Source organism: Sandaracinobacteroides saxicola (genome assembly GCF_014117445.1).
Classification (GTDB): domain Bacteria; phylum Pseudomonadota; class Alphaproteobacteria; order Sphingomonadales; family Sphingomonadaceae; genus Sandaracinobacteroides_A; species Sandaracinobacteroides_A saxicola.
Genome location: NZ_CP059851.1, coordinates 3011359 through 3031224, shown reverse-complemented (window position 1 = coordinate 3031224; position 19866 = coordinate 3011359). Strand labels below are relative to the sequence as shown.

General features: G+C 68.5%; 14 protein-coding genes. 8 read left to right on the top strand and 6 right to left on the bottom strand.

All coding sequences use genetic code 11. From position 1 onward, the window contains the following. Positions 1-3 precede the first annotated feature (3 nt). From thrC to H3309_RS15185, 3 genes are read left to right on the top strand one after another with little or no spacing between them, the layout of a single operon-like run. Positions 4-1395 (top strand): threonine synthase, encoded by a 1392-nt coding sequence (gene thrC / locus H3309_RS15195; protein WP_182295707.1) that lies wholly within the window; start codon positions 4-6, stop codon positions 1393-1395. After that, complete coding sequence (locus H3309_RS15190) at positions 1392-2612, top strand: M16 family metallopeptidase (protein WP_182295705.1); 1221 nt, start codon at positions 1392-1394, stop codon at positions 2610-2612. The genes thrC and H3309_RS15190 overlap by 4 nt, the downstream gene beginning before the upstream one ends. Next, on the top strand, positions 2609-3472 hold the full coding sequence (locus H3309_RS15185) for a class I SAM-dependent methyltransferase (protein WP_182295703.1): 864 nt from the start codon (positions 2609-2611) through the stop codon (positions 3470-3472). Before H3309_RS15190 ends, H3309_RS15185 begins: the two co-directional genes overlap by 4 nt. A 554-nt stretch (positions 3473-4026) precedes the next feature. Here the strand turns inward: H3309_RS15185 and H3309_RS15180 are convergent. Next, on the bottom strand, positions 4027-4206 hold the full coding sequence (locus H3309_RS15180) for a hypothetical protein (protein ID WP_182295701.1): 180 nt from the start codon (positions 4204-4206) through the stop codon (positions 4027-4029). A gap of 477 nt (positions 4207-4683) precedes the next feature. After that, the gene (locus tag H3309_RS15175) at positions 4684-5214 is read right to left on the bottom strand and encodes an RHS repeat-associated core domain-containing protein (protein WP_182295699.1); all 531 of its coding nucleotides are present in this window, start codon (positions 5212-5214) and stop codon (positions 4684-4686) included. A 325-nt stretch (positions 5215-5539) separates the two neighbouring features. On the opposite strand from H3309_RS15175, the gene H3309_RS15170 reads away from it, so the two are divergent. Next, on the top strand, positions 5540-6190 hold the full coding sequence (locus tag H3309_RS15170) for a PEPxxWA-CTERM sorting domain-containing protein (protein ID WP_243453765.1): 651 nt from the start codon (positions 5540-5542) through the stop codon (positions 6188-6190). A gap of 178 nt (positions 6191-6368) precedes the next feature. On the opposite strand, the gene H3309_RS15165 is transcribed toward H3309_RS15170, so the two are convergent. Then, entirely contained in the window at positions 6369-7133 is a 765-nt protein-coding gene (locus H3309_RS15165; protein ID WP_182295697.1) for an SDR family NAD(P)-dependent oxidoreductase, read from the bottom strand. Positions 7134-7257: 124 nt separating this feature from the next. Continuing rightward, the gene (locus H3309_RS15160; protein ID WP_243453764.1) at positions 7258-8715 is read right to left on the bottom strand and encodes a coniferyl aldehyde dehydrogenase; all 1458 of its coding nucleotides are present in this window, start codon (positions 8713-8715) and stop codon (positions 7258-7260) included. A 122-nt stretch (positions 8716-8837) separates the two neighbouring features. Between H3309_RS15160 and H3309_RS15155 the strand changes: the two genes are divergently transcribed. Further along, positions 8838-9455, top strand: coding sequence for a hypothetical protein (locus H3309_RS15155; RefSeq protein ID WP_182295695.1), 618 nt, complete (start codon positions 8838-8840; stop codon positions 9453-9455). Here the strand turns inward: H3309_RS15155 and H3309_RS15150 are convergent. Further along, positions 9427-13545 carry a translocation/assembly module TamB domain-containing protein gene (locus H3309_RS15150; protein WP_182295693.1) on the bottom strand — a complete coding sequence of 1373 codons (4119 nt, stop codon included), beginning with the start codon at positions 13543-13545 and terminating at the stop codon, positions 9427-9429. The two genes, H3309_RS15155 and H3309_RS15150, sit on opposite strands and share 29 nt — an antisense overlap. Beyond that, positions 13545-15578 carry an autotransporter assembly complex protein TamA gene (locus H3309_RS15145; protein WP_182295691.1) on the bottom strand — a complete coding sequence of 678 codons (2034 nt, stop codon included), beginning with the start codon at positions 15576-15578 and terminating at the stop codon, positions 13545-13547. The genes H3309_RS15150 and H3309_RS15145 overlap by 1 nt, the downstream gene beginning before the upstream one ends. Before the next feature lie 110 nt (positions 15579-15688). On the opposite strand from H3309_RS15145, the gene H3309_RS15140 reads away from it, so the two are divergent. From H3309_RS15140 to H3309_RS15130, 3 genes are all read left to right on the top strand, one after another. Continuing rightward, the gene (locus H3309_RS15140) at positions 15689-16150 is read left to right on the top strand and encodes a peptidylprolyl isomerase (protein ID WP_182295689.1); all 462 of its coding nucleotides are present in this window, start codon (positions 15689-15691) and stop codon (positions 16148-16150) included. A gap of 103 nt (positions 16151-16253) precedes the next feature. Next, on the top strand, positions 16254-17264 hold the full coding sequence (locus H3309_RS15135) for a sulfate ABC transporter substrate-binding protein (RefSeq protein WP_182295687.1): 1011 nt from the start codon (positions 16254-16256) through the stop codon (positions 17262-17264). A gap of 217 nt (positions 17265-17481) precedes the next feature. Further along, entirely contained in the window at positions 17482-19815 is a 2334-nt protein-coding gene (locus H3309_RS15130) for a TonB-dependent receptor (RefSeq protein WP_182295685.1), read from the top strand. Positions 19816-19866 lie beyond the last annotated feature (51 nt).

Sequence of the window (19866 nt, the reverse complement as noted above, 5' to 3'; positions counted from 1 at the left end):
GCGATGCATTACCAGTCCACGCGCGGTGCCGCGCCGGTTCTCGATTTTCGTGGCGTGACGCTGACCGGCCTTGCCAGTGACGGCGGGCTGTATCTGCCGCGCAAATGGCCGCGGCTGTCGGCCGGCAACATCGCGGACATGCGCGGCCTGTCCTATGTCGAGACGGCGGAGCGGGTGATCGCGCCGTTCGTGGGGGACTGCCTGAGCGCGGATGAGCTGCGCGGGCTGCTGCGGGTGGCCTATGGCGGGTTCGGGCATGCGGCGGTGACGCCGCTGGTGCAGCTGGATCACCGGCAGTGGCTGCTGGAGCTGTTCCATGGCCCGACGCTGGCGTTCAAGGATGTGGCGCTGCAACTGCTGGGCGGGCTGTTCGAGCGGTTTCTGGCCGGTACGACGCAGCATCTGACCATCGTGGGCGCGACCAGCGGGGATACCGGCAGCGCGGCGATCCAGGCGGTCGCCGGCCGGGCGGGGATGGACATCTTCATGCTGCATCCGAAGGGCCGGGTGAGCGAGGTGCAGCGGCGCCAGATGACGACGATCCAGGCGGCGAATGTGCACAATATCGCCGTGGAGGGCGATTTCGACGACTGCCAGCGGCATGTGAAGGCGATGTTCAACGATGCGGCGTTCAACGGCCGCTTCACGCTGTCGGCGGTGAACAGCATCAACTGGGCGCGGCTGCTGGCGCAGATCGTTTACTATTTCCATGCGGCCGTGCGGCTGGGCGCGCCGGACGTTCGGGTGAATTTCGCGGTGCCGACGGGCAATTTCGGCGATGTGTTTGCCGGCTATGCGGCGGCGAAAATGGGGTTGCCGCTGGGGCGGCTGGTGGTGGCGACCAATGTGAACGACATCTTGGCGCGGGCGCTGGCGAGCGGCGATTACAGCAGCGGCCGGCTGGTGCCGACGGCGACGCCGAGCATGGACATTCAGGTGAGCAGCAATTTCGAACGGCTGCTGTTCGATCTCCATGGCCAAGACGGCGCGGCGCTGGCGGCGGCGATGGCGGGGTTCGAGGCGACGCGGCGGCTGACGCTGAGCGCGGAGCAGCAGGCGGTGGCGGCGGTGCATTTCACGCCGTTCCGCGCCGATGCCGATGCCATGACGGCAGCGATGCAATGGGCGGCGCAGGAGGTCGGCCAGGTGATCGATCCGCATACCGCGGTGGGGCTGGCGGCGGCGCGGACGTTGCCGCTGGACGGCCCGGTGGTGACGCTGGCGACGGCGCATCCGGCGAAGTTTCCCGATGCGGTGGAGCGGGCCACCGGGCACCGGCCGGGGTTGCCGGCACGGTGCGCGGGGCTGTTCGACCGGGTCGAGCGGTATGAGACGGTGGCGAATGACCAGGCGGCGTTGCAGGCCTTCATCGCGGCGCGGGCGGTGGCGGCATGACGCCCGCGGTCAGCACGCTGGGCAATGGCTTTACCGTGGCGACGCTGACGGTGCCCGGCGTCAGCACGGCGGCGGTGGGGCTGTATGTGGATGTCGGCGCGCGGCACGAGGCGGCGGCGGACAATGGCCTGGCGCATTTCCTGGAGCATATGGTGTTCAAGGGCACCAGGACACGTTCTGCCCGGGCGATTGCCGAGGCGATCGAGGATGCCGGCGGCAGCCTGAACGCCTGGACGGCGCGCGATGTGACGGCGTTTCACGCCCGGACGCTGGCCAGCGACGTGGAACTGGGGGTGGAGCTGATCGCCGACCTGGTGCGCAACCCGCGCTTCGATGCGGACGACATCGAGCGCGAGCGGGAGGTGGTGCTGTCCGAGCTGGGGGAGGCGCGGGACACGCCCGATGACCTGGTGTGGGATGTGGCGCAGGCGCTGGCCTTTCCCGACCAGCCGCTGGGGCGGGCGATCCTGGGGGATGAGGGGACGCTGGCGGCGATGGATGCCGCGGGGCTGAACCGCTGGCTGGCGACGCATTATCGGGGGGCAGGCTCGGTACTGGCGGCGGCCGGCGCGGTGGATCATGCGGCGCTGGTGCGGCAGGCGGAGGGGCTGTTCGGCGACCTGGCGGCGGAGGCGGGGCCGGTGGCGGAGGCCGGGGTGTGGCGCGGGGGTTCGGAGCATGTGAAGAAGCGCAGCGAGCAGGCGCATATCGTGCTGGGATTTGCCGGGCCGGGGATTCATGATCCGGGCTATTTCGCGACGCAGTTGTTCGCGACGGCCGCGGGGGGTGGCATGTCCAGCCGGCTGTTCCAGGAGCTGCGGGAGGAGCGGGGGCTGGCCTATTCGATTGGCGCGTCGCATTCGCCCTATGCCGAGACGGGCCTGTTCAGCGTGAGCATGGCGACGCAGCCGCGGGATGCGGCGCAGGCGCTGGACCTGAGCCGGGCGACGCTGGCGGCGACGGCAGCGACGCTGAGCCCGGCGGAGCTGGCGCGGGCGAAGGCGCAGCTGAAGGCGAGCCTGTTGTTTGCGATGGAGGACATGGGGGGCTTGTCGAGCTGGCTGGGGCAGCGCTGGTTGAGCCACCGGGCGTTCATCGATGTGCCGGCGTTGACGGCGACGATCGATGCCGTGCCGCTGGAGGCGGTGCGGGCGGCGGGGGCGGCGTTGCTGGCGGGCGCCCAGGTGGAGGCGCGGGTGGGGCCGAAGCGGGGATGAGCCAGCTCAAGACCTGGGTGACGGAGCCGGGCGGGGACTTTGCGCTGCTCGATTCGGGCCATGGGCGGAAGCTGGAGCGCTATGGCCGCTATCGCTTCATCCGGCCGGAGCCGCAGGCGATGTGGGCGCCGGCGGGGGCGGACTGGCGCGCCGATGGCGAGTTCATCGGCGGCAGTGACGAGGAGGGCGGCGGGCGCTGGCACATCCCGGGCGAGGTGCCGGCTAGCTGGGTGGTGGAGGCGTTTCCGGGAGTGGACATCCATGCGGCGTGTACGCCGTTCCGGCATTTGGCATACTTCCCCGACATGATGCCGCACTGGCGGATGATCGCCGACACGCTGCGGCCCGGGGACGAGTTTCTGAACCTGTTCGGCTATACCGGGGTGGCGAGCCTGGTGGCGGCGAAGGCGGGGGCGCGGGTGACGCATGTGGACGCCAGCAAGAAGGCGGTGGAGGCGGCGCGGGCGAACGCAGCGCTGAACGGGGTGGAGAGCGTGCGCTGGATCGTGGAGGATGCGCGCAAGTTCGTGGCGCGGGAGGTGCGGCGGGGGCGGGTCTATGCCGGGATCCTGCTGGATCCGCCGAAGTTCGGGCGGGGGCCGGCGGGGGAGACGTGGGAGCTGACGCGCGACCTGGCGCCGTTGCTTAGCGATTGCGCGGCGCTGTTGGGGGCGGAGAGCCGGTTCATGGTGCTGACGACCTATGCGCTGCGGCTGTCCGCGCATGCGCTGGATGCGTTGATGCGGCAGGTGATGGGCGCGCGGGGTGAGGTGGAGAGCGGGGAGCTGGGGGTTCGGGAGGGCGCGCGGGGGTTGGTGTTGGGGACGGCGCTGAGCGCCGCCTGGCGGAAAATAGCGTAGCTATTTTCCGACTCAGGCAAGCTTGGCCGGCGTGCGGTTGGCCTTGGCCGACCGACACGTCCGACAGCGTGGCTTTGCCACGCCTTTTTCTTCTTACTTTTCTTCTTTTCGCTCCTTCCGCCTGCGCCACTGCTCGTTTCGCGCGGCTTGGCCGCGCAGGGGCTGTAGGATTATGGAAGGTTGATCGAAAAAAGTGACAGCCTGAATCAAGGGGTTGGCGGAAATGGTCGATTTCTGCGCCATGTGGGGTGTTGGAGGAACCATGGGTGCTGAACCAAGTTCAGCAGGACGGGGGTTTGTGAGACAGTTGGGCTGTTGGGGTGGGCTGAGTGTCGAATGGGCCCCGGGTCGAGCCCAGGGTGACGGGATGGGTGAGGCTGTTGGTTTGTTGCATCGCTGAAACTTGGAAGGTTTGTCGAAAAAAGTGACAGCCTGAATCAAGGACTTAGCGATTTCGGGGGGTTTGGGCGGGTCGCGCGGGGTGGATGGACGTTGGATGCTGACTCGATGATGCCAATATGGTTATCAGAGGTGAGTGGATTTGGCAAGCTGTTTCAAAGCTTCCCATAAGCTGGCGGCAAGGCGGCGAAGAAAGCTGGCTCATCCTTTCGCCACAGCGCCCGGGCCACGATGATGTGGCCAGCCGCATCAAGGGCGTGCACTTGGAATAGATCCTTGGCCAGATCAAGCCCGACAACGGTGACAGACGACAGATCAGAGAGTAGCGTTGGCATAGCCTGCCCCGGCGAAGGCCGGGGATGCTCCTGCAGGTGAACCTCGACGTTACACCTTGAAGGGTCGGCACAGCCGAACCAAACCCCCAATCAGAGTACCGTCCACACCATCACCGTAATTCGTAGTTCTATAACTTGCTATTGTTGCAATTTCTCCTCTTTTTCATATATTGAACAATTATTCTTGGCCTAGCGAAAAAAATATACGCAAATAAAATAAGAAGCGACACCAGCAGAAATAAATCCATCCCACCTGACTGAGAAATACTGCTAAAATCGTCCTTATTTACATAGCCATAAAATCCCACAAAAAGCACGCCAAAAAAAACTGGAGCCCAGCCCCGAAAGTAAATGCTGCTAAAAAGAGGATAATCTAGCTCAGAATTGAGTTTTTTATAGACAAAATAGTAAATCCAATTTACCAGATCAAATACGAGTATGCAGATACAAAAAAGAATAATATATAAAGAATCCATTTCAACGCTTTCCACAAATCAGACTACTAATTTGGTCTTGACCCTGATTTCCAACCTGAACAATGATGATTCCGCCCACATCTCCTGCTATACACTGACCTAGTCCGGTAGAATCAACGAGATTCACCGGATCATTGCCCACATAGGCATACATGTTCATGCCATCGTCGTAGCCGATGGGATCGGTCTGCAGGAACCGGCCCAGCGTGGGGGAGTAGGTGCGGGCCTTGTAGTGGTAGAGGCCGATATCGGACAGCCACATCTGGCCGTTATACTGGAACCGGCCGAGGTTGCTCGACGCCGGGATGCCATATTCGTCGTATCGGTTCACGGCGATCGCGGCTCCGCCGGCATCGGTGACCGCAATGACCGAGTTGCGCTCGTCTGCAACCAGCCACCGCCTGTCACCCGTCCCGGCTCCCTCATACCAGACCAAGGGCTCGTCGTCACCCTGGCCGTGAACATAGCGGCGCGTAATGGCATAGTTCGAACTCTTCTCCACCACCAGGTTCGCCCCATCGTAACCAAACACGCTATAGCCGAACGGCGGATCGCTTGTGCAGCAATCCTAATCCACCGCAATCGAGGGACGGCCCCACCCCCGGCCCCTCCCCTGAAGGGGAGGGGAGACGATTGGGTGCCGCCTGCAGGCGATGGCCCCCTCCGTCATCGCCTGCGGCGCTGACACCTCCCCCGCCAAGCGGGGGAGGGGCTGGAGGGAGGCTTCCGTTGCCTTGCCCTCAGCTGTGCAGGCGATTTTCCAGCAGAAACCACGGTGCCGACACGGCAGTGGCAACGGTGCGTGCAACGGGTGGGGGTCATGGGGGGCGAGCAATCCTGCACTCGGGAGATTTTTCATGACGTTCAAATTCCTCATCACCGCGGCGGCGGTGTCGATGCTGGCCTTGCCGGCGTCGGCGGCGACCACGCTGTTCAGCGACCGTGCCTCGTTCATCGCGGCGGTCGGCGCCAACTTTGTCGATACCTATGAGACCGCCCTGGGCTATCCGCCGTCGCCGCAGGTGCTGGGCGATGCGGCGATGTCGGCGGTGGTGGGCCAGACGCGCTATGAGACGACCGGCATCCTGGGCAACAACCTGCTGCTGGGGATTGCCGGCGGCACGGCCTATTGTTCCGGTTGCCAGGGCAGTTTCACGCTGCATTTCGACCAGACGGATTTCGGCACGGGCGGGGTGTATGGCGTGGCGCTGGACCTGGTGGCCAATGCCTTTCGGCCCTTCTCCTCCCTGATCACCTTCGGGGACGGCAGCACGCAGCTGCTGCTGCTGGGGAATGGCGGGACGCCGGGAATCACATCCGACAAGCTGATCCGATCGATTGCCTTTGGCGTCGAAGGCAAGCCGACGACGGACGGGTTTTTCGCGATCGACAATCTGACCATCGCGTCGGCGGCGGCGGTGCCGGAGCCGGCGACCTGGGCGATGATGATCATGGGATTCGGGCTGGTGGGGGTGAGCATGCGGCGGGGGCGGAGGGTGATGGGGTAGCCTTGGGTTGGGGGGGTGGTGCTGGACGGCCCCACCCCCGCTCGGCTTTGCCGAGTCGCCCCTCCCCTGAAGGGGAGGGGAATGGTGGCCCTGGCCCCGCTCGCTGGCGCGCGTCGCCCTCTCCCAAACCACCCCATGAACAAGTTCATGGGGACCCCGAGCGAGCGGGAGAGGGGTTTTAGGCGTTTCTTGCCATCAGGCCGCCGTCGACGGGGATGGTGGTGCCGGTGATGTAGCTGGCGCCGGGTTGGGCGAGGGCGAGGGTGAGGTGGGCGACTTCGTGCGGCTGGCCATAGCGGCCCAGCGCGGTGCGGCGTTTGGCGTAGAGGCTCTTGTCGGCATCGGGGATGGTGGCGGTCATGCCGGTGTCGATGGGGCCAGGGCAGAGGCAGTTGACGGTGATGCCGTCGCGGCCGAGTTCGACGGCGAGCGCGCGGGTGAGGCCGGTGACGCCCGCTTTCGCCGCGGCGTAGGCGCTGTCCTGTGAGGTCGCGCCCAGCGCTTCGGTGGAGGCGATGTTGATGATGCGCGGCGCGGGGGACCGGCGAAGGTGCGGGAGCGCGGCGCGGATCAGGCGCTGGTGGGCGGTGAGGTTGGTGGCGAGCATGCGGGCGAAGAGGGCGTCGTAATCGGGCGAGTCGACCGGCGCGAAGCCGGCGATGCCGGCGTTGTTGACGAGGATGTCGAGGCGGTTGTGCCAGGCGGCGACCTGGGCGACGGTTTCGCGGATGGCGGCGGGGTCGGACACGTCGAGCGGCCAGGCGCGGGCGGAGCCGCCCTGCGCGCGGATTTCCTGGGCGACGGATTCGGCGCCTTCATGGTCGCGGTCGGTGACGGCGACGTGGGCGGCTTCCCCGGCGAAGAGCTGCGCGGTGGCGCGGCCCATGCCGCTGGCGGCGCCGGTGATGAGGGCGGTGGCGCCGGCGATGGAGCGGGGGGTCATTTTCTCGGTCCGTGGTTCGTCAGCTCGACCTGCGGTTCACCCACCCCCGCCGCGCTGTCGCGCGAGTCGCCCCTCCCGCTCTCCGCTTCGCGGGGCAGGAGGGGTGTGGTTTGAGGCTTCATTCTTACGCCTTCAACTCGCGGGCGAGGGCTTTGCGGGTTTTGGGGCCGTAGGGGGGTTTGAAGCCGGCGAGGCCGGCGAGGTCCAGTTTCGGCTGGCGGTAGATGCTCTTGGGGTGGCTGAAGGTCTTGAAGCCGTCATGGCCGTGGTAATTGCCCATGCCCGCGGGGCCGATGCCGCCGAAGGGCAGGTCCTCGGCGCTGACGTGGAACAGCACGTCGTTCACGGTGACGCCGCCGCTGATGGTGCGGTCCATGACCTGGCGTTCCTCGCTGGCGTCGGTGCCGAACCAGTAGAGGCCCAGCGGGCGGTCTTTCGCATTGATGTAGGCGATGGCGTCGTCGACCGCCTTGTAGGTCTTGACGGGGAGGACGGGGCCGAAGATTTCCTCCTGCATGACGCTCATCTCGTCGGTGACGTTGCGCAGCACGGTCAAGGGCATCTTGTTGGTGTTCTGCTTGCTGAAATCCTCGTTGGCGGGGTTGATTTCGACCACCTCGGCGCCCTTCGCGCGGGCATCCTCGATATGGGCCTGCAGGCGGTCCCGGTGGCGGCGGCTGATGACGCTGGTGTAATCGTCGTTCGCCAGCATGGTGGGGTATAGGCGGGCGGTGGCGGCCTGGAGCTGGGCGACCATCTCATTCTCCGCCTCGGCGGGGACGAGGAGATAATCGGGGGCGAGGCAGATCTGGCCGGCGTTCATCAGCTTGCCCATGGCGACGCGCTCGGCGGCCTGGGGCAGGTTGGCGCTGCGGCCGATGATGGTGGGGGATTTGCCGCCGAGTTCGAGGGTGACGGGGACGAGGTTCTTCGCCGCGGCGGCCATGACATGGCGGCCGATGCTGGTGGCGCCGGTGAAGATCAGGTGATCGAAGGGCAGTTCGCTGAACGCCTTGCCGGCTTCGGCGCCGCCCAGGATGACGGCGATCTCGGCCTCCGAAAAATATGTCGCGAAGGCGGTCTTCATCAGCTCGCTCGTGGCGGGCGTGAATTCCGATGGCTTGATCATGGCGCGGTTGCCGGCGGCCAGGATGTTGGCGAGCGGCGCGAAGGTGAGGTTCACCGGGAAGTTCCAGGGCGCGATGATGCCGACGACGCCCTTGGGCTGCCATTCGACGCTGGCTTTGGCGCCGAGCAGGCCGAGGGGGAAATCGAGGCTGCGCTTTTCCGGGCGCATCCAGGCGTCGAGATGGCTGATCGCGTGTTTGAGCGGTTTCACCGAGGCCATGATGTCCGTGACCATGGTCTGTTCGATGCTGCGGTGGCCGAAATCGTCGGACAGCGCCTTTGCAAAGGCGTCCTTGTTGGCGAGCACGAGGTCGAGCGCGCGGCGCAGGCGGTCTTTGCGTGTCGCGGCGGAGACGGGGAGTTCGGCGGTGAAGGCGGCGCGCTGGGCCTCCAGTGTGGCGCGCATGGCGGCTGCGTCTCGCGCGTCGGCGCGGTCGATCATCGTATCGGTCATCTCTTTCCCCTTCGGCGGTGAACATAGTGGGTGGCTGTGTGGTGGCAACGGGGTGGGGGCCTGTCAGTTTCATTAAGCATGAGGGGACGCAGGCTGATGCGTTGCTGGCCGTTAAGGCGGGCATGATTGTTACACAGGCCACGCTGAAACAGATGTGCGCGCTGCTGGCCGCGGGCGGGCTGGGCGCGGGAACGACCGTGGCGGTGCAGAAGGTGGCGGCGAAGCCGAGGCCGGCGGTGGTGAAGGCGGCGAAGCCCGCGCCGACGCCGGGGGCGCAGGCGGCGCGGGCGAAGGTGAGCCTGGCGCAGCAGCAAGTGCGCTTCGAGGAGGTGGTGCCCGAGCGGGGCGAGGAGGGTTGTTCCAGCCAAGAGGCGACGGTGGCGCGGCTGTCGGCCTTGCAGCCGATGCTGGAACCGGGCGGGGCGCGCGTGGCCGGGGTGCCGCTGCCGCTGCCGGGCGTGGTGCCGGGGAGCAACGGCATGCCGGCGGCGCCGGCGTTCATCGGCGATGGCGGCGGCGTGCCGGGCAGTGCGGGCGGCGGGGAGGCGCCACCGGTGGAGGGGCCGGGCGAGAGCAAGGGGCGGCCGATCGAGCAGGCCAATGTGCCGCAGGTGGCGCCGGTGCCGGAGTCGCAGGCCTGGGCGATGATGATCGTGGGATTCGGGCTGGTGGGCTGGATGATCCGGCGGGCCCGGCGGCGGGCGTTTGCCCTCAGTAATCCCGTGAGTAGCGCAGGTTGACGCTGTTGCGGTTGAAGCTGCCGACCTGGGCGAGCAGGCTGAGCACGCGGCTCAAGGACAGCTGGACCTGGGTGGCGGCGTTGCCTTCGCTGTCGGTGGTGACCTCGACATAGACGTTGCGGCTGAGGCGCTTGCCGACGGCCAATGAGGGTCCGCGGCCGCTGGCCTTGTCTTCGCCCAGCAGTTTCAGCCGGTCGATGCCGGCGGCGCGGCGGAGCTTGCCGACGGGGTCGAGGCCGCCACCGCCCTGCAGGCTGGCGACCGCGGTCGCCAGCTGCACCGCCTCGGTCAGGCTGAGGTCGGCGACCGAGGTGCCGAACAGCAGGCGCGCGAGCACCTCATCCTGCGGCAGGGTGGGCACCGAGCTGAAGTTGACGGAGGGGGCCTTGGCGGAGCCGGCGATGGCGACGGTGGCGGTGATGGTGTCGGCGATGGTTTCGGCCTGGATGTCGAGGCTGCTGTCGAGGGGCGCGCCGTTGAAGCCGATGCGGCCGCGTTTCAGCGTGAATTCGCGGCCGGCGAATTCGAAGGTGCCGCGCACGACCTGGGCGGTGCCGAGCAGTTCGGGGGCGGCCGGCGTGCCGCGCAGCCGCATGTCGGTGCGCCATTCGCTTTCCAGGCCCATGCCCTCGACGAAGATGTTGTTGTCCGCCTTCACCGCGACATCGAGCGCGATGCGGCCGGGGCTGAGCGAGTCCGCGTCGGGCACGCGGACTTCGCCCTTGCGGCGGACGGCGATGACGGGGATGGCGGCGCTGTTGCTGCGGACGAGCTTGGTGCGCGCCTCCAGCAGGCGCAGGTCGCCGGTGAGCGCGTAGCGGCCGGCGCTGCCGCTGAGGCGCAGCGGACCGGAGAGGGTGGCGGCGATGAGTTCGCTGTTGGCGAGGCGGGCATTGTCCAGCGTGGCGCCGATGTCGACGCTGAGGCTGCCATTGTCGAGGCTGGCGCCGCCTTTGGCGCTGAGGCTGCCCTTGCCGGCGGTGCCGGTGAGCGAGAGCAGCTCGAACCGGCTGCCGGTGAAGCGGCTGTCCAGTTGCAGGTTGCTGATGACGGTGCCGGTGGCGTTGTTGCTGTAGGTCAGGTTGCGGCCGCGGGCGATGCCCGTGATCGCCGGCTGGCGGACGGGGCCGCTGACGTCGGCGCCGAGCGCGAGTGCGCCTTCCAACTCCTGCCCCTCGATGGCCGAAAGCGCCCAGAGCGCCTCGGCGGGGCCGTTGTAGCGGATGCCGCCGGCGAGCGTGCCGGACATGAGGCGGGCGACCGCGTCCTCTCCAGGGCCGGGGTCGAGCGTGACACGGGCGCGGCCGAGCGGGGTGTTGCCATTGGCGAGCGTGGCGCCGGCGACAATGCCCGAGGCGGTGGCGTCGGCGGCGAAGGCGACATCGATGGGGGCGGAGACGGTGGTGAGGCCGGCGCGGGTGAGGCGGACGACGTTGAGGCGGACGCGGCCGGTGGGCAGGTCGGCGCCGGGGGCGAGCGCCAGGTCGATGTCGCCGCTGAGCGCGCCCCCGAGCCGAAGTTCGGGATCGGCAAGGGTGGCGATCGACAGGTCGACGCCGGACAGGCGGGCGCGCAGGCTGCGGCGTGCCGCCCATTCGCCCTGCACATCGACCTGGCCCTTGGGCAGCAGCAGGCGAGCCGGGCGCAGCGCGAAGCCGCCGGGGACGCGGTCGATCTCGGCGGGCTGGGCGAGCCGCAGCGGCAGGCGCCCGATGGCGCCCGTCAGGCCGACGCGATAGCCGGTGGCGAGCGCGGTGACGCCCAGGTCGGCGCTGTAGGGCGTGCCGTCGGTGTTGGCGCCGGCGAGCGAGAGCAGCGCATTGCCGCGCTGCCCGACGAGGTTGGCGCGACCGGAGGCGCGGGTGAGCGCGATCTCGCCGATGCGGATGCCGGTGGCGTTGAAGCCGCCGATGATGTGCGGTGCGCCGGGGAACAGCAGGATGGTGGCGTTGGCCTGGCCGTTGGCGATGCTGATCGGGGTGTCGAGCGGGATGCGGGCACCGTTGGCGCGGGCATCGACGGCCACCGCCTGCACCCGGCCGCGCGCCGACAGGGTGAGGTCGGCGTCCAGCCCGCGGCCGTTGATGGCGAGCGTGCCGGCGAAGGGGCCGGCGGCGGTGGCGGCGAGGCGGCCGCTGGCGGTGAGGCCGGCGAGCGCGAACCGGTCGATGTCCAGGGTGAGCGGCGACGGCAGGATGCGCACGCGGCCATCGAGCGGGCCTTGCGGGCTCTGGCCGCGCGCGGTGATGGCGAACTGGTTGCCGACGGGTTCGATGACGGCGACGAGGTTGGTGATGCCGAAGCCGAAGCCGGGGCGGGCGAGCGTGAGGGTGGCGCGGGGTTGCGCGGGCGTGCCCTCTGCCACCAGCGTGAGCGGGCCATAGTCGGCACTGCGGCCGGCGGTGCTGATGGTGAAGCGACCGGTCGAGGGGTTGAAGCTGCCGGTGGTGTTGGCGAGGGTGAGTTTGGGTGCGGTCAGGCGGCCATCGCTGAAGCGGATGCTGCCATCGGCGGCGGGTGCGAAGGCGATGGAGAGGGTGGGCAGGCCGCCCAGGAAATCCCGCACGCCGGCGTTGGCAAGGGTGAGCGCGCGGGCGTCGAGCGCGCCGCGGATGGCGGGGGGTCCCTTGCCGGTGGAGGCCACGCTGGCGGTGAGGGTGGCGGCGATGCTGCCCAGCTGTGGCACGGCGTAGCGGTCGACCTGAGCGCGGAGGGTTCCGGCGTAGCGGCCGGTGGCGGGCGTGAAGTTGCCGCTGGCGGTGGCGCGGGCGGCAGCGGTGGTGAGGCGGATGTCCTGGCTGGACAGCGTGCCCTTGTCCCAGCGCAGGGTGGCGAGGAGGCGGGGATTGGCGGCGAGCGCGGCGACGTTCGCCGGCAGGCCGACGAGGCGGGTGACGCCGACATCGACGGGAATCGTGAGCGCGCGGGACAGGTCGGCGGTGCCGCTGGCGCTGAGGCGAAGCCCGTCGGCGCCCATGCCCTTGTATCGCAGGCTGGCGGCGGTGGCGTTGAGGGTGAATTCGGGAGCGGCGCGGGGGCCATCGAGGCGGGCGCGCAGTTGCAGCGCGCTGCCCGACAGGCCGGGATAGAGCGCCGCGGGCCTGTCGGCGCGGAGTTCGACGGCGAGCGCGCGGAAGCGGTTGGCGTCGATGTCGAAGCCGCCGCCGCCGCTGAGGCGGAGGCTGGTGGCGGTGGCGGCGAAGCGCCCCTCGATGGCGCGGTCGGCGATGGTGGCGTCGGCCTCGATCGCCAGCGTCGGCCCGAGCAGGGCAGCGGGCTGGCCGGTCAGCAGGGCCGGGGGGAAGAGGTTGCCGCGGACGCGGGTGAGGGTGCGCGCCTGGGTGATGGAAAGGTCGAGCGCGCGCGCGCCGCCCAGCGTGGCGATGGCGCGGCCGCGCCAGTCGCTCCAGCGGCCGGCGCCATCGAGGCTGAGGGCGAGCGGCTTGGCGAGGCCGGCCATGGTGGTGACAAGGCCGCCGGCGGGGGCGGTGAGGCGGGCCGCGAGGTCGAAGCGGTCGCGGTCCGGCTCGGCATCGGCGCGCAGGGTGAGGCGGTCGGCGCGGTCGCTGCTGGTGACGAGGTCGAGCAGCACGCGGCCGTCGCGGATGTCGGCCTTGCCGTTGGCCGAAAGGACGGTGCGACGGCCGGCGAGCGCCGGTTCGAGGGTGAGCGCGCCGAGCGTCAGCCGGTCGATGCGGATGTCGATGTCGGGCAGCAGCGGTTCGTCCGGATCGGACGGGTTGATGCGCCACATCCGCAGCATGCGGGCGCTGGGCACGCGCAGGTCGTCGATGGCGATGCTGTTGCCCAGCAGTTGCCGCGGCTGCCAGGCGACATCGACGAGCGGCGCGGTGAGCAGCAGGCCGTCGAGGTCATAGACCTGGACGTCGACCAGGCTGAAGCGGGTGAGGAGGTCGCCGTCGATGCGGCCGACCTTGAACTTCAGGCCGGAGGCGGGCGAGACGCCGGCCACCTGCTGGGCGACGAAGCTGCGGCCGGCGTCGGTGCGGGCAAGCCACCACAGGCCGGCGGGGATGGCGGCGGCGACCAGCGCGAGGATGGCGACGAGGATGAGGGCCGCGCGGCGCATCAGAAGCTCTGGCCGATCGAGATGTAGATGGCGAATTTCGGATCGAACGGCCGGCGGTTGATGGCGCGGGCGATGTCGAAGCGCAGCGGGCCGAAGGGGGTGTAATAGCGGCCGCCGACGCCGGCGCCATATTGGATGCCGCTGAAGGAAGGCGTGCTGCTTTCATAGGCCTGGCCGGCGTCCACGAAGGCGACGGCGCCGAAATCGCCGAAGCGGTAGCGCGCCTCGACGCTGCCCTCGACCAGGCTGAGGCCGCCCAAGGGCGTGTTGCTGGCGCTGCGCGGGCCGACGCCCTGGAAATCATAGCCGCGCACGCTGCCACCGCCGCCGGCGTAGAGCCGGCGGGTGGGGGCGACCTCGGCGCGGTCGATGCCGGTGATGCTGCCCAGCCGGATGCGCCCGGCGATGACGATGGGGCCGGCGCGCTGATAGCCGGAGACGTCGCCCTGGAGGCGGGCGTAGCTGCGGAACCTGCCGCCCTGCAGCGCGGCTTCGGGGCTGACCCGGGCGGTCAGGCGATAGCCGCTGGTGGGATCGAGGAGGTCGTCCGAGGTGTCGAAGCCGAGTTGCAGCGGCAGCGCGGCGACCAGATACTGGCGCCGGCCGAGGGCGTCGCGGCCGGCGGAGCGGTCGCGCTCGTCGGAGCCGACCAGCTCGAAACCGGCGCTCCAGGTCCAGCGCTTCTGCCAGATCGGGGTGGAATCGCGGCTGATGCGGGCGGCGACGGTGAGGGTCTTCGCCTGGAAGGCGGGGCGGGTGATGTTGGCGAATTCGGCCAGGCCGACGACGGTGCGGTCGCGCTGCCGGAAGTTGCCGAGGCGGATTTCGGCACCCAGTGCCTGCTCGATGGTGCCGGCGACGATGCGGGCGGTGGACTGGCCTTCGGGCTTCACGAGGTTGCGGTGGCGCCACTGCGCCTCCACGCGGACGCCCTCGCTGGTGGAATAGCCGGCCTGGCCGGCGAGCGCGCGCAAGGGGCCCTGGTTGCCGTTGACGACGATGTCGGTGATGGCGTCGCCTTCGGGCGTGCGTTCGCCGGTGTCCACCGGCTTGATGGTGACGCCGGCGAAGAGCTGGGTCTGCACCAGCGCGCGGCGGAAGTCCTCGGTCAGCACGGCGGAGTAACGGTCGCCGGGGCGGAAGCGGGCGATGACCTGGGCGTGATCGACGCCGAAGGGGGCATAGCCCTCCATGCGGATGCGGCCGATGCGGCCGATGGGGCCGGACGTGCCGGTGAGCAGGTAGCTGCCGGTCTGCGTCGCGTCGTCGATCTCGACATCGCGCGGGCCGAGGTCGGCGAAGGGGAAGCCGATGTTGGCGAGGCGCAGGCGGTAGTCGGCCTCGGCCTTCTCCACCTCGGCGGCGCGGATGGTCTGGCCGACCTTCAGGCCGAAGATGAGGGCGAGGTCGCCGCGGCCGGGCGGGATGGCATCGAGGGTGATGCTGCTCCAGACATAGGGCTTGCCGGGCTCGGCGCGCAGCAGCACGTCGGCGCCGCCGGCATTGTCCGGCGACGTGCCGCCCCTGGCGGCGCGGGGTGTGATGCTGCTGTCGATGACGGCGCCATAGTGCCCCTCCGATTCGAGGAGCGTGCGCATCGTGACGGTGTCGAGCTTGATGCGCGAGGCGAGCTGCCCGGCGGTGGCGGGGCGGTTGCGGCCTTTCCACAGTTCGGACACCGCCTTCAAGGTGCCGGTGAGGCGCAGCGGGTCGAGACCCTCGATGGTGACGCCGTAGCGGGCGGTGGCTTCGGCGGTTTCGCCGGTGAGCGCGCTGGTGGCGGCGGGGGTGGCATCGAAGCTGCCGAGCGGGGTGAGCGGCTGCAGCAGCGGCGGCGTGTCGGGGATGACGGGATCGAGCGGCGGCAGGGTTTCGGTGGCGGCGGGAACCTCCGGAACGGCGTCGGCCGGCAGCGGCGGCGCCGTCTGGGCGTGGAGCGGCGCGGCGACCAGCAGCATCGTGCAGGTGAGGCTGCCCAGCACCCCGCCGCGCATCCCGCCCGGCTTTTCCATTGTCGCGCGTGACTTCACCATCACCTCAACGCAGCATCGTCGCTTTGGATGCACTTGGCAGGAAAAACAGGGCCTGTCGCCTGCGGTGTTTTGCGTTATGAGGCCGCAGTTTTTCCAGCGGAGACCATGCGATGACCGACAGCGCCACCCATCTGACCATGACGCTGGACAGCGGCGAGGTGCGCATCCGCCTGCGCCCGGACCTGGCGCCGGGCCATGTGGCGCGGCTGGTCGAGCTGTCGGATGCCGGATTCTATGACGGGGTGAAATTCCATCGCGTGATTCCGGGCTTCATGGCGCAGGGCGGCTGCCCGAAGGGCACCGGCACGGGGGGCAGCGACCTGCCCGACCTGAAGGCGGAGTTCAGCGCCGAGCCGCACGGGCGTGGCACGTGCAGCATGGCGCGCACCAGCGCGCCCCACAGCGCCAACAGCCAGTTCTTCATCTGCTTTGGCGACGCGCGCTTCCTGGACAACCAATATACTGTGTGGGGCGAGGTGGAATCGGGGATGGAGCATGTCGATGCGCTGCCCAAGGGCGAGCCGCCGCGGGAGCCGGGCGTCATCCGCAGCATGCGGTCGGTCGCGGCGTGACGCGGGCGCGCTCAAGCGGCGCTTCGTCGTGACATAGCAAAGATGCGGTGAACCGGCGGCGGGCGGCGCGTTAGACCATGGGTCGTCAACAGGAGACGCCTCGATGAACCGACGCCTTTTGCTTGCCGCGGCCCTGCTGGCCCCGCTTCTGGTCGCGGCACCGGTCGCCGCGCAGACGGTCACCCTGCTGAACGTCAGCTATGACCCGACGCGGGAGCTGTACAAGGATGTGAACGACGCCTTCGCCGCGGACTGGCGGACGCGCACCGGGCAGACGGTGAACATCCGCATGAGCCATGGCGGCAGCGGCAAGCAGGCGCGCAGCGTGATCGATGGCCTGCCCGCCGATGTGGTGACGCTGGCGCTGGGCTATGACATCGACGAGATCGCGAAGAATGGCCTGATCGCGCGCGACTGGCAGAAGCGGCTGCGCTTCAACAGCACGCCCTATTTCTCGACCATCGTGTTCCTGGTGCGCAAGGGCAATCCGAAAGGCATCCGCGACTGGGGCGACCTGGTGAAGCCGGGGGTGCAGGTGATCACGCCCAATCCCAAGACCAGCGGCGGCGCGCGCTGGAACTATCTGGCGGCCTGGGGCTGGGCGCTGAACCAGCCCGGCGGATCGCCGGCGAGCGCGCGGGACTATGTGACGCGGCTGTATCGCAACGTGCCGGTGCTGGACACCGGCGCGCGGGGATCGACCACCACCTTCGTGCAGCGCGGCATCGGGGACGTGCTGCTGGCGTGGGAGAATGAGGCGTTCCTGGCGAAGAAGGAGCTGGGACCGGACAAGGTGGACATCATCGTGCCGAGCATCTCGGTGCTGGCGGAGCCGCCGGTGGCGCTGGTGGATGCCAATGTGCGGCGCAACGGCACGGCGCGGGTGGCGCAGGCCTATCTGGATTTCCTTTACACGCCGGCGGCGCAGCGGATCATCGGGCGCAATTATTACCGGCCGCAGGTGCAGAGCGTGTCGAAGGAATTCGCCGCGCAGTTTCCGAGGCTGCGGCTGTTGACCATCAATCGCGATTTCGGCGGCTGGGCGGCGGCGCAGAAGACGCATTTCGACGACGGTGGTCAGTTCGACCAGATTTTCGAGGCCGCCAAACGCTAGGGACCGTCTGACAAATTGCCCATGCCGGGCTGCGACGGGCGATTTGCTGCGCTCCGATGCTCACGACCCTGAAGGTCGCTGCGCCTCGGGGCTCCCAAATCACCCCTCTCGCCACGGCCTGCGCCATTTCTCAAACGGTCTCCGAGGAGGCCAGGCAGGCAGGTTTCATCACCAGAATCGCTGTCGGCGGTGACGCCGGGGCAGGGAGTGTCGTGTCATGTCCAGGAGGTTGTTTCTGTTGTCGCTGGCGGCGTTCGCGCCCGGCGAGGTTGGGGCGGCGCCGCAGGGGGCGGTGGTCGCAGCGGCGGCCGCGGGCGCGGCGGATGAGATCGTGGTGACGGCGCGGCGGCGGGCGGAGGATTTGCAGGATGTGCCGCTGGCGGTGTCGGCGGTGGGGGCGGCGCAGATCGAGGCGACCGGCACGTTCAACATCGCCCGGCTGACGCAGTTGCAGCCCTCGGTGCAGTTCATCTCCTCGAACCCGCGCAATTCGGCGATCAACATCCGTGGCATCGGCGCGCCGTTCGGGCTGACGAACGACGGCATCGAGCAGGGGGTGGGCCTCTATATCGACCAGGTCTATTATGCGCGCATCGCCGCCGCGACGCTGGATTTCGTCGATATCGAGCAGGTGGAGGTGCTGCGCGGGCCGCAGGGCACGCTTTATGGCAAGAACACCACGGCGGGCGCGGTCAACATCCGCACGCGCAAGCCGAGCTTCGAGACCGAGCTGCGCGCCGAGGCGAGCTATGGCAATCTCGATTATGTGCAGGCGAAGGCGTCGGTGTCCGGCCCGTTGGTCGCGGACAGGCTGGCGGCACGGCTGAGCGCCTCGTTCACGCGGCGCGACGGCACGCTGTTCAACACGGTGACGCAGCGACGGGTGAACGAGCAGGACAATATCGGCGTCCGCGGGCAATTGCTGTGGCAGGCAGGCGACAATTTTGATGTGACGCTGAGCGGGGACTATAACAAGCAGTCGCCGGAAGGCTTCACGCAACTCTATGCGAAGGTCGTGCCGACGGCGCGGGCGTCGGCGCGGCAGTTTGGCAACCTGGCGCGGCTGTCCAACTACGCGCCCGCCAGCACCAACCCGGCGGACCGGCTGGTAGACAATGATTCGCCGCTTCGGGCGGAGCAGTTGATCGCCGGGGTCTCGCTGCTGGCGAACTGGGACGTGGGAGCAGCGACGCTGACCTCGATCTCGGCCTGGCGCAAATGGGACTGGAAGCCGAGCAACGACCGCGATTTCACGGCGCTGCCGATCACCACCGTGTCCGCCAACCCTTCCCAGCAGCAGCAATGGAGCCAGGAATTGCGGCTGGCGTCCAACGGCAGCAACCGGTTCGACTATGTCGTCGGCGCCTTCTATTTCCATCAGAAGATCGACACCCAGGGGGTGCAGGTGCAGGGCTCGGCCGCGAGCCTGTGGCTGCTGGGGCCGACGAATGGCGCCAATCCGGCGCTGCTGGACGGGCTGCGGTCGGACAATGACATCCGCTATTCGAACGACAGCGCGGCGCTTTATGGCAAGCTGACCTGGAACATCGGCGAGACGCTAAGCGTCGCGCCGGGGCTGCGGCTGAACTATGACCGCAAGCGCGGCGTCTATGACGCGGTGGTGAGCGGCGGGCTGACCCCGGCGACGCCGGCGCAGCAGGCGCTGAAGAACGGCGTGCTGCAAAGCCAAAGCTATGCCTCGACCTTCAGCGACTGGAACCTGTCGGGCGACATCACGCTGTCGTGGAAGCCGCGCGACGGCCTGCTGGGCTATGTCACCTATGCCCGGTCCTTCAAGTCGGGGGGCATCAACCTGTCCGGCCTGCCGACGCGCGCCGATGGCGTGACGCCGGCGCTGGAGACGGCGAATGTGGCGCCGGAGAAGGTCGATCATTATGAGGCCGGGCTGAAGACGCGGTGGCTGGACGGCACCGCGACGCTGAACATCGCGGCGTTCCGCACCGACATCCGCGATTTCCAGGCGACGGTGGTGAACGGCAGCGTCGGGGTGATTCGCGGCTATCTCGCGAATGTGCCCAAGGTGCGCAGTCAGGGCATCGAAGCGGACCTGACGGTGCGGCCGGTCGAGGCGTTCAACGCCTATGTCAGTTTCGCGCTGACCGATGCGAAATATGTCAGCTTTCCCGGCGCGCCGGTGCCGGTGGAGCTGAGCGGCGGCGCCGTGCAGTTCGTCGATGCCTCCGGCGGGCGGATGCCGGGGGTGTCGCGCTATGCGCTGAGCTATGGCGCGGAATATCGCTGGCCCGTGGATGCCGGCGAGCTGTATCTGGGCGTGGACGGCAGCTTCCGGTCGGATTTCTCGTCCAGCCCGACGCCGTCGGCGGTGCAGAATGTCGAGGGCCATGCGCTGACCAACCTGCGCGGCGGGTGGCGTGCGAAGAGCGGCTGGGAGCTGTTCGGCTGGGTCAGAAATGCGTTTGATGTCAACTATTTCGAGTTTCTGACCGCGGCGCCCGCGAGCACCGGATTGATCGTGGGGCAGCCGGGCGATCCGCGCACCTGGGGGGCGACAGTGAAGCTGCGCTTTTAGGGGCTGTGGTTTCGCCGACATTCCCATCGCCCGCAAAGGCTGTCATCAGGC

Bases quoted from the DNA above. Each gene is read 5' to 3' on its own strand.
- H3309_RS15130 (WP_182295685.1), top strand. From the start codon at position 17,482: ATGTCCAGGAGGTTGTTTCTGTTGTCGCTGGCGGCGTTCGCGCCCGGC.
- H3309_RS15155 (WP_182295695.1), top strand. From the start codon at position 8,838: ATGATTGTTACACAGGCCACGCTGAAACAGATGTGCGCGCTGCTGGCC.
- H3309_RS15190 (WP_182295705.1), top strand. From the start codon at position 1,392: ATGACGCCCGCGGTCAGCACGCTGGGCAATGGCTTTACCGTGGCGACG.
- H3309_RS15180 (WP_182295701.1), bottom strand. From the start codon at position 4,206: ATGCCAACGCTACTCTCTGATCTGTCGTCTGTCACCGTTGTCGGGCTT.
- H3309_RS15170 (WP_243453765.1), top strand. From the start codon at position 5,540: ATGACGTTCAAATTCCTCATCACCGCGGCGGCGGTGTCGATGCTGGCC.
- thrC (WP_182295707.1), top strand. From the start codon at position 4: ATGCATTACCAGTCCACGCGCGGTGCCGCGCCGGTTCTCGATTTTCGT.
- H3309_RS15185 (WP_182295703.1), top strand. From the start codon at position 2,609: ATGAGCCAGCTCAAGACCTGGGTGACGGAGCCGGGCGGGGACTTTGCG.
- H3309_RS15145 (WP_182295691.1), bottom strand. From the start codon at position 15,578: ATGGTGAAGTCACGCGCGACAATGGAAAAGCCGGGCGGGATGCGCGGC.
- H3309_RS15160 (WP_243453764.1), bottom strand. From the start codon at position 8,715: ATGACCGATACGATGATCGACCGCGCCGACGCGCGAGACGCAGCCGCC.
- H3309_RS15150 (WP_182295693.1), bottom strand. From the start codon at position 13,545: ATGCGCCGCGCGGCCCTCATCCTCGTCGCCATCCTCGCGCTGGTCGCC.
- H3309_RS15165 (WP_182295697.1), bottom strand. From the start codon at position 7,133: ATGACCCCCCGCTCCATCGCCGGCGCCACCGCCCTCATCACCGGCGCC.
- H3309_RS15140 (WP_182295689.1), top strand. From the start codon at position 15,689: ATGACCGACAGCGCCACCCATCTGACCATGACGCTGGACAGCGGCGAG.
- H3309_RS15135 (WP_182295687.1), top strand. From the start codon at position 16,254: ATGAACCGACGCCTTTTGCTTGCCGCGGCCCTGCTGGCCCCGCTTCTG.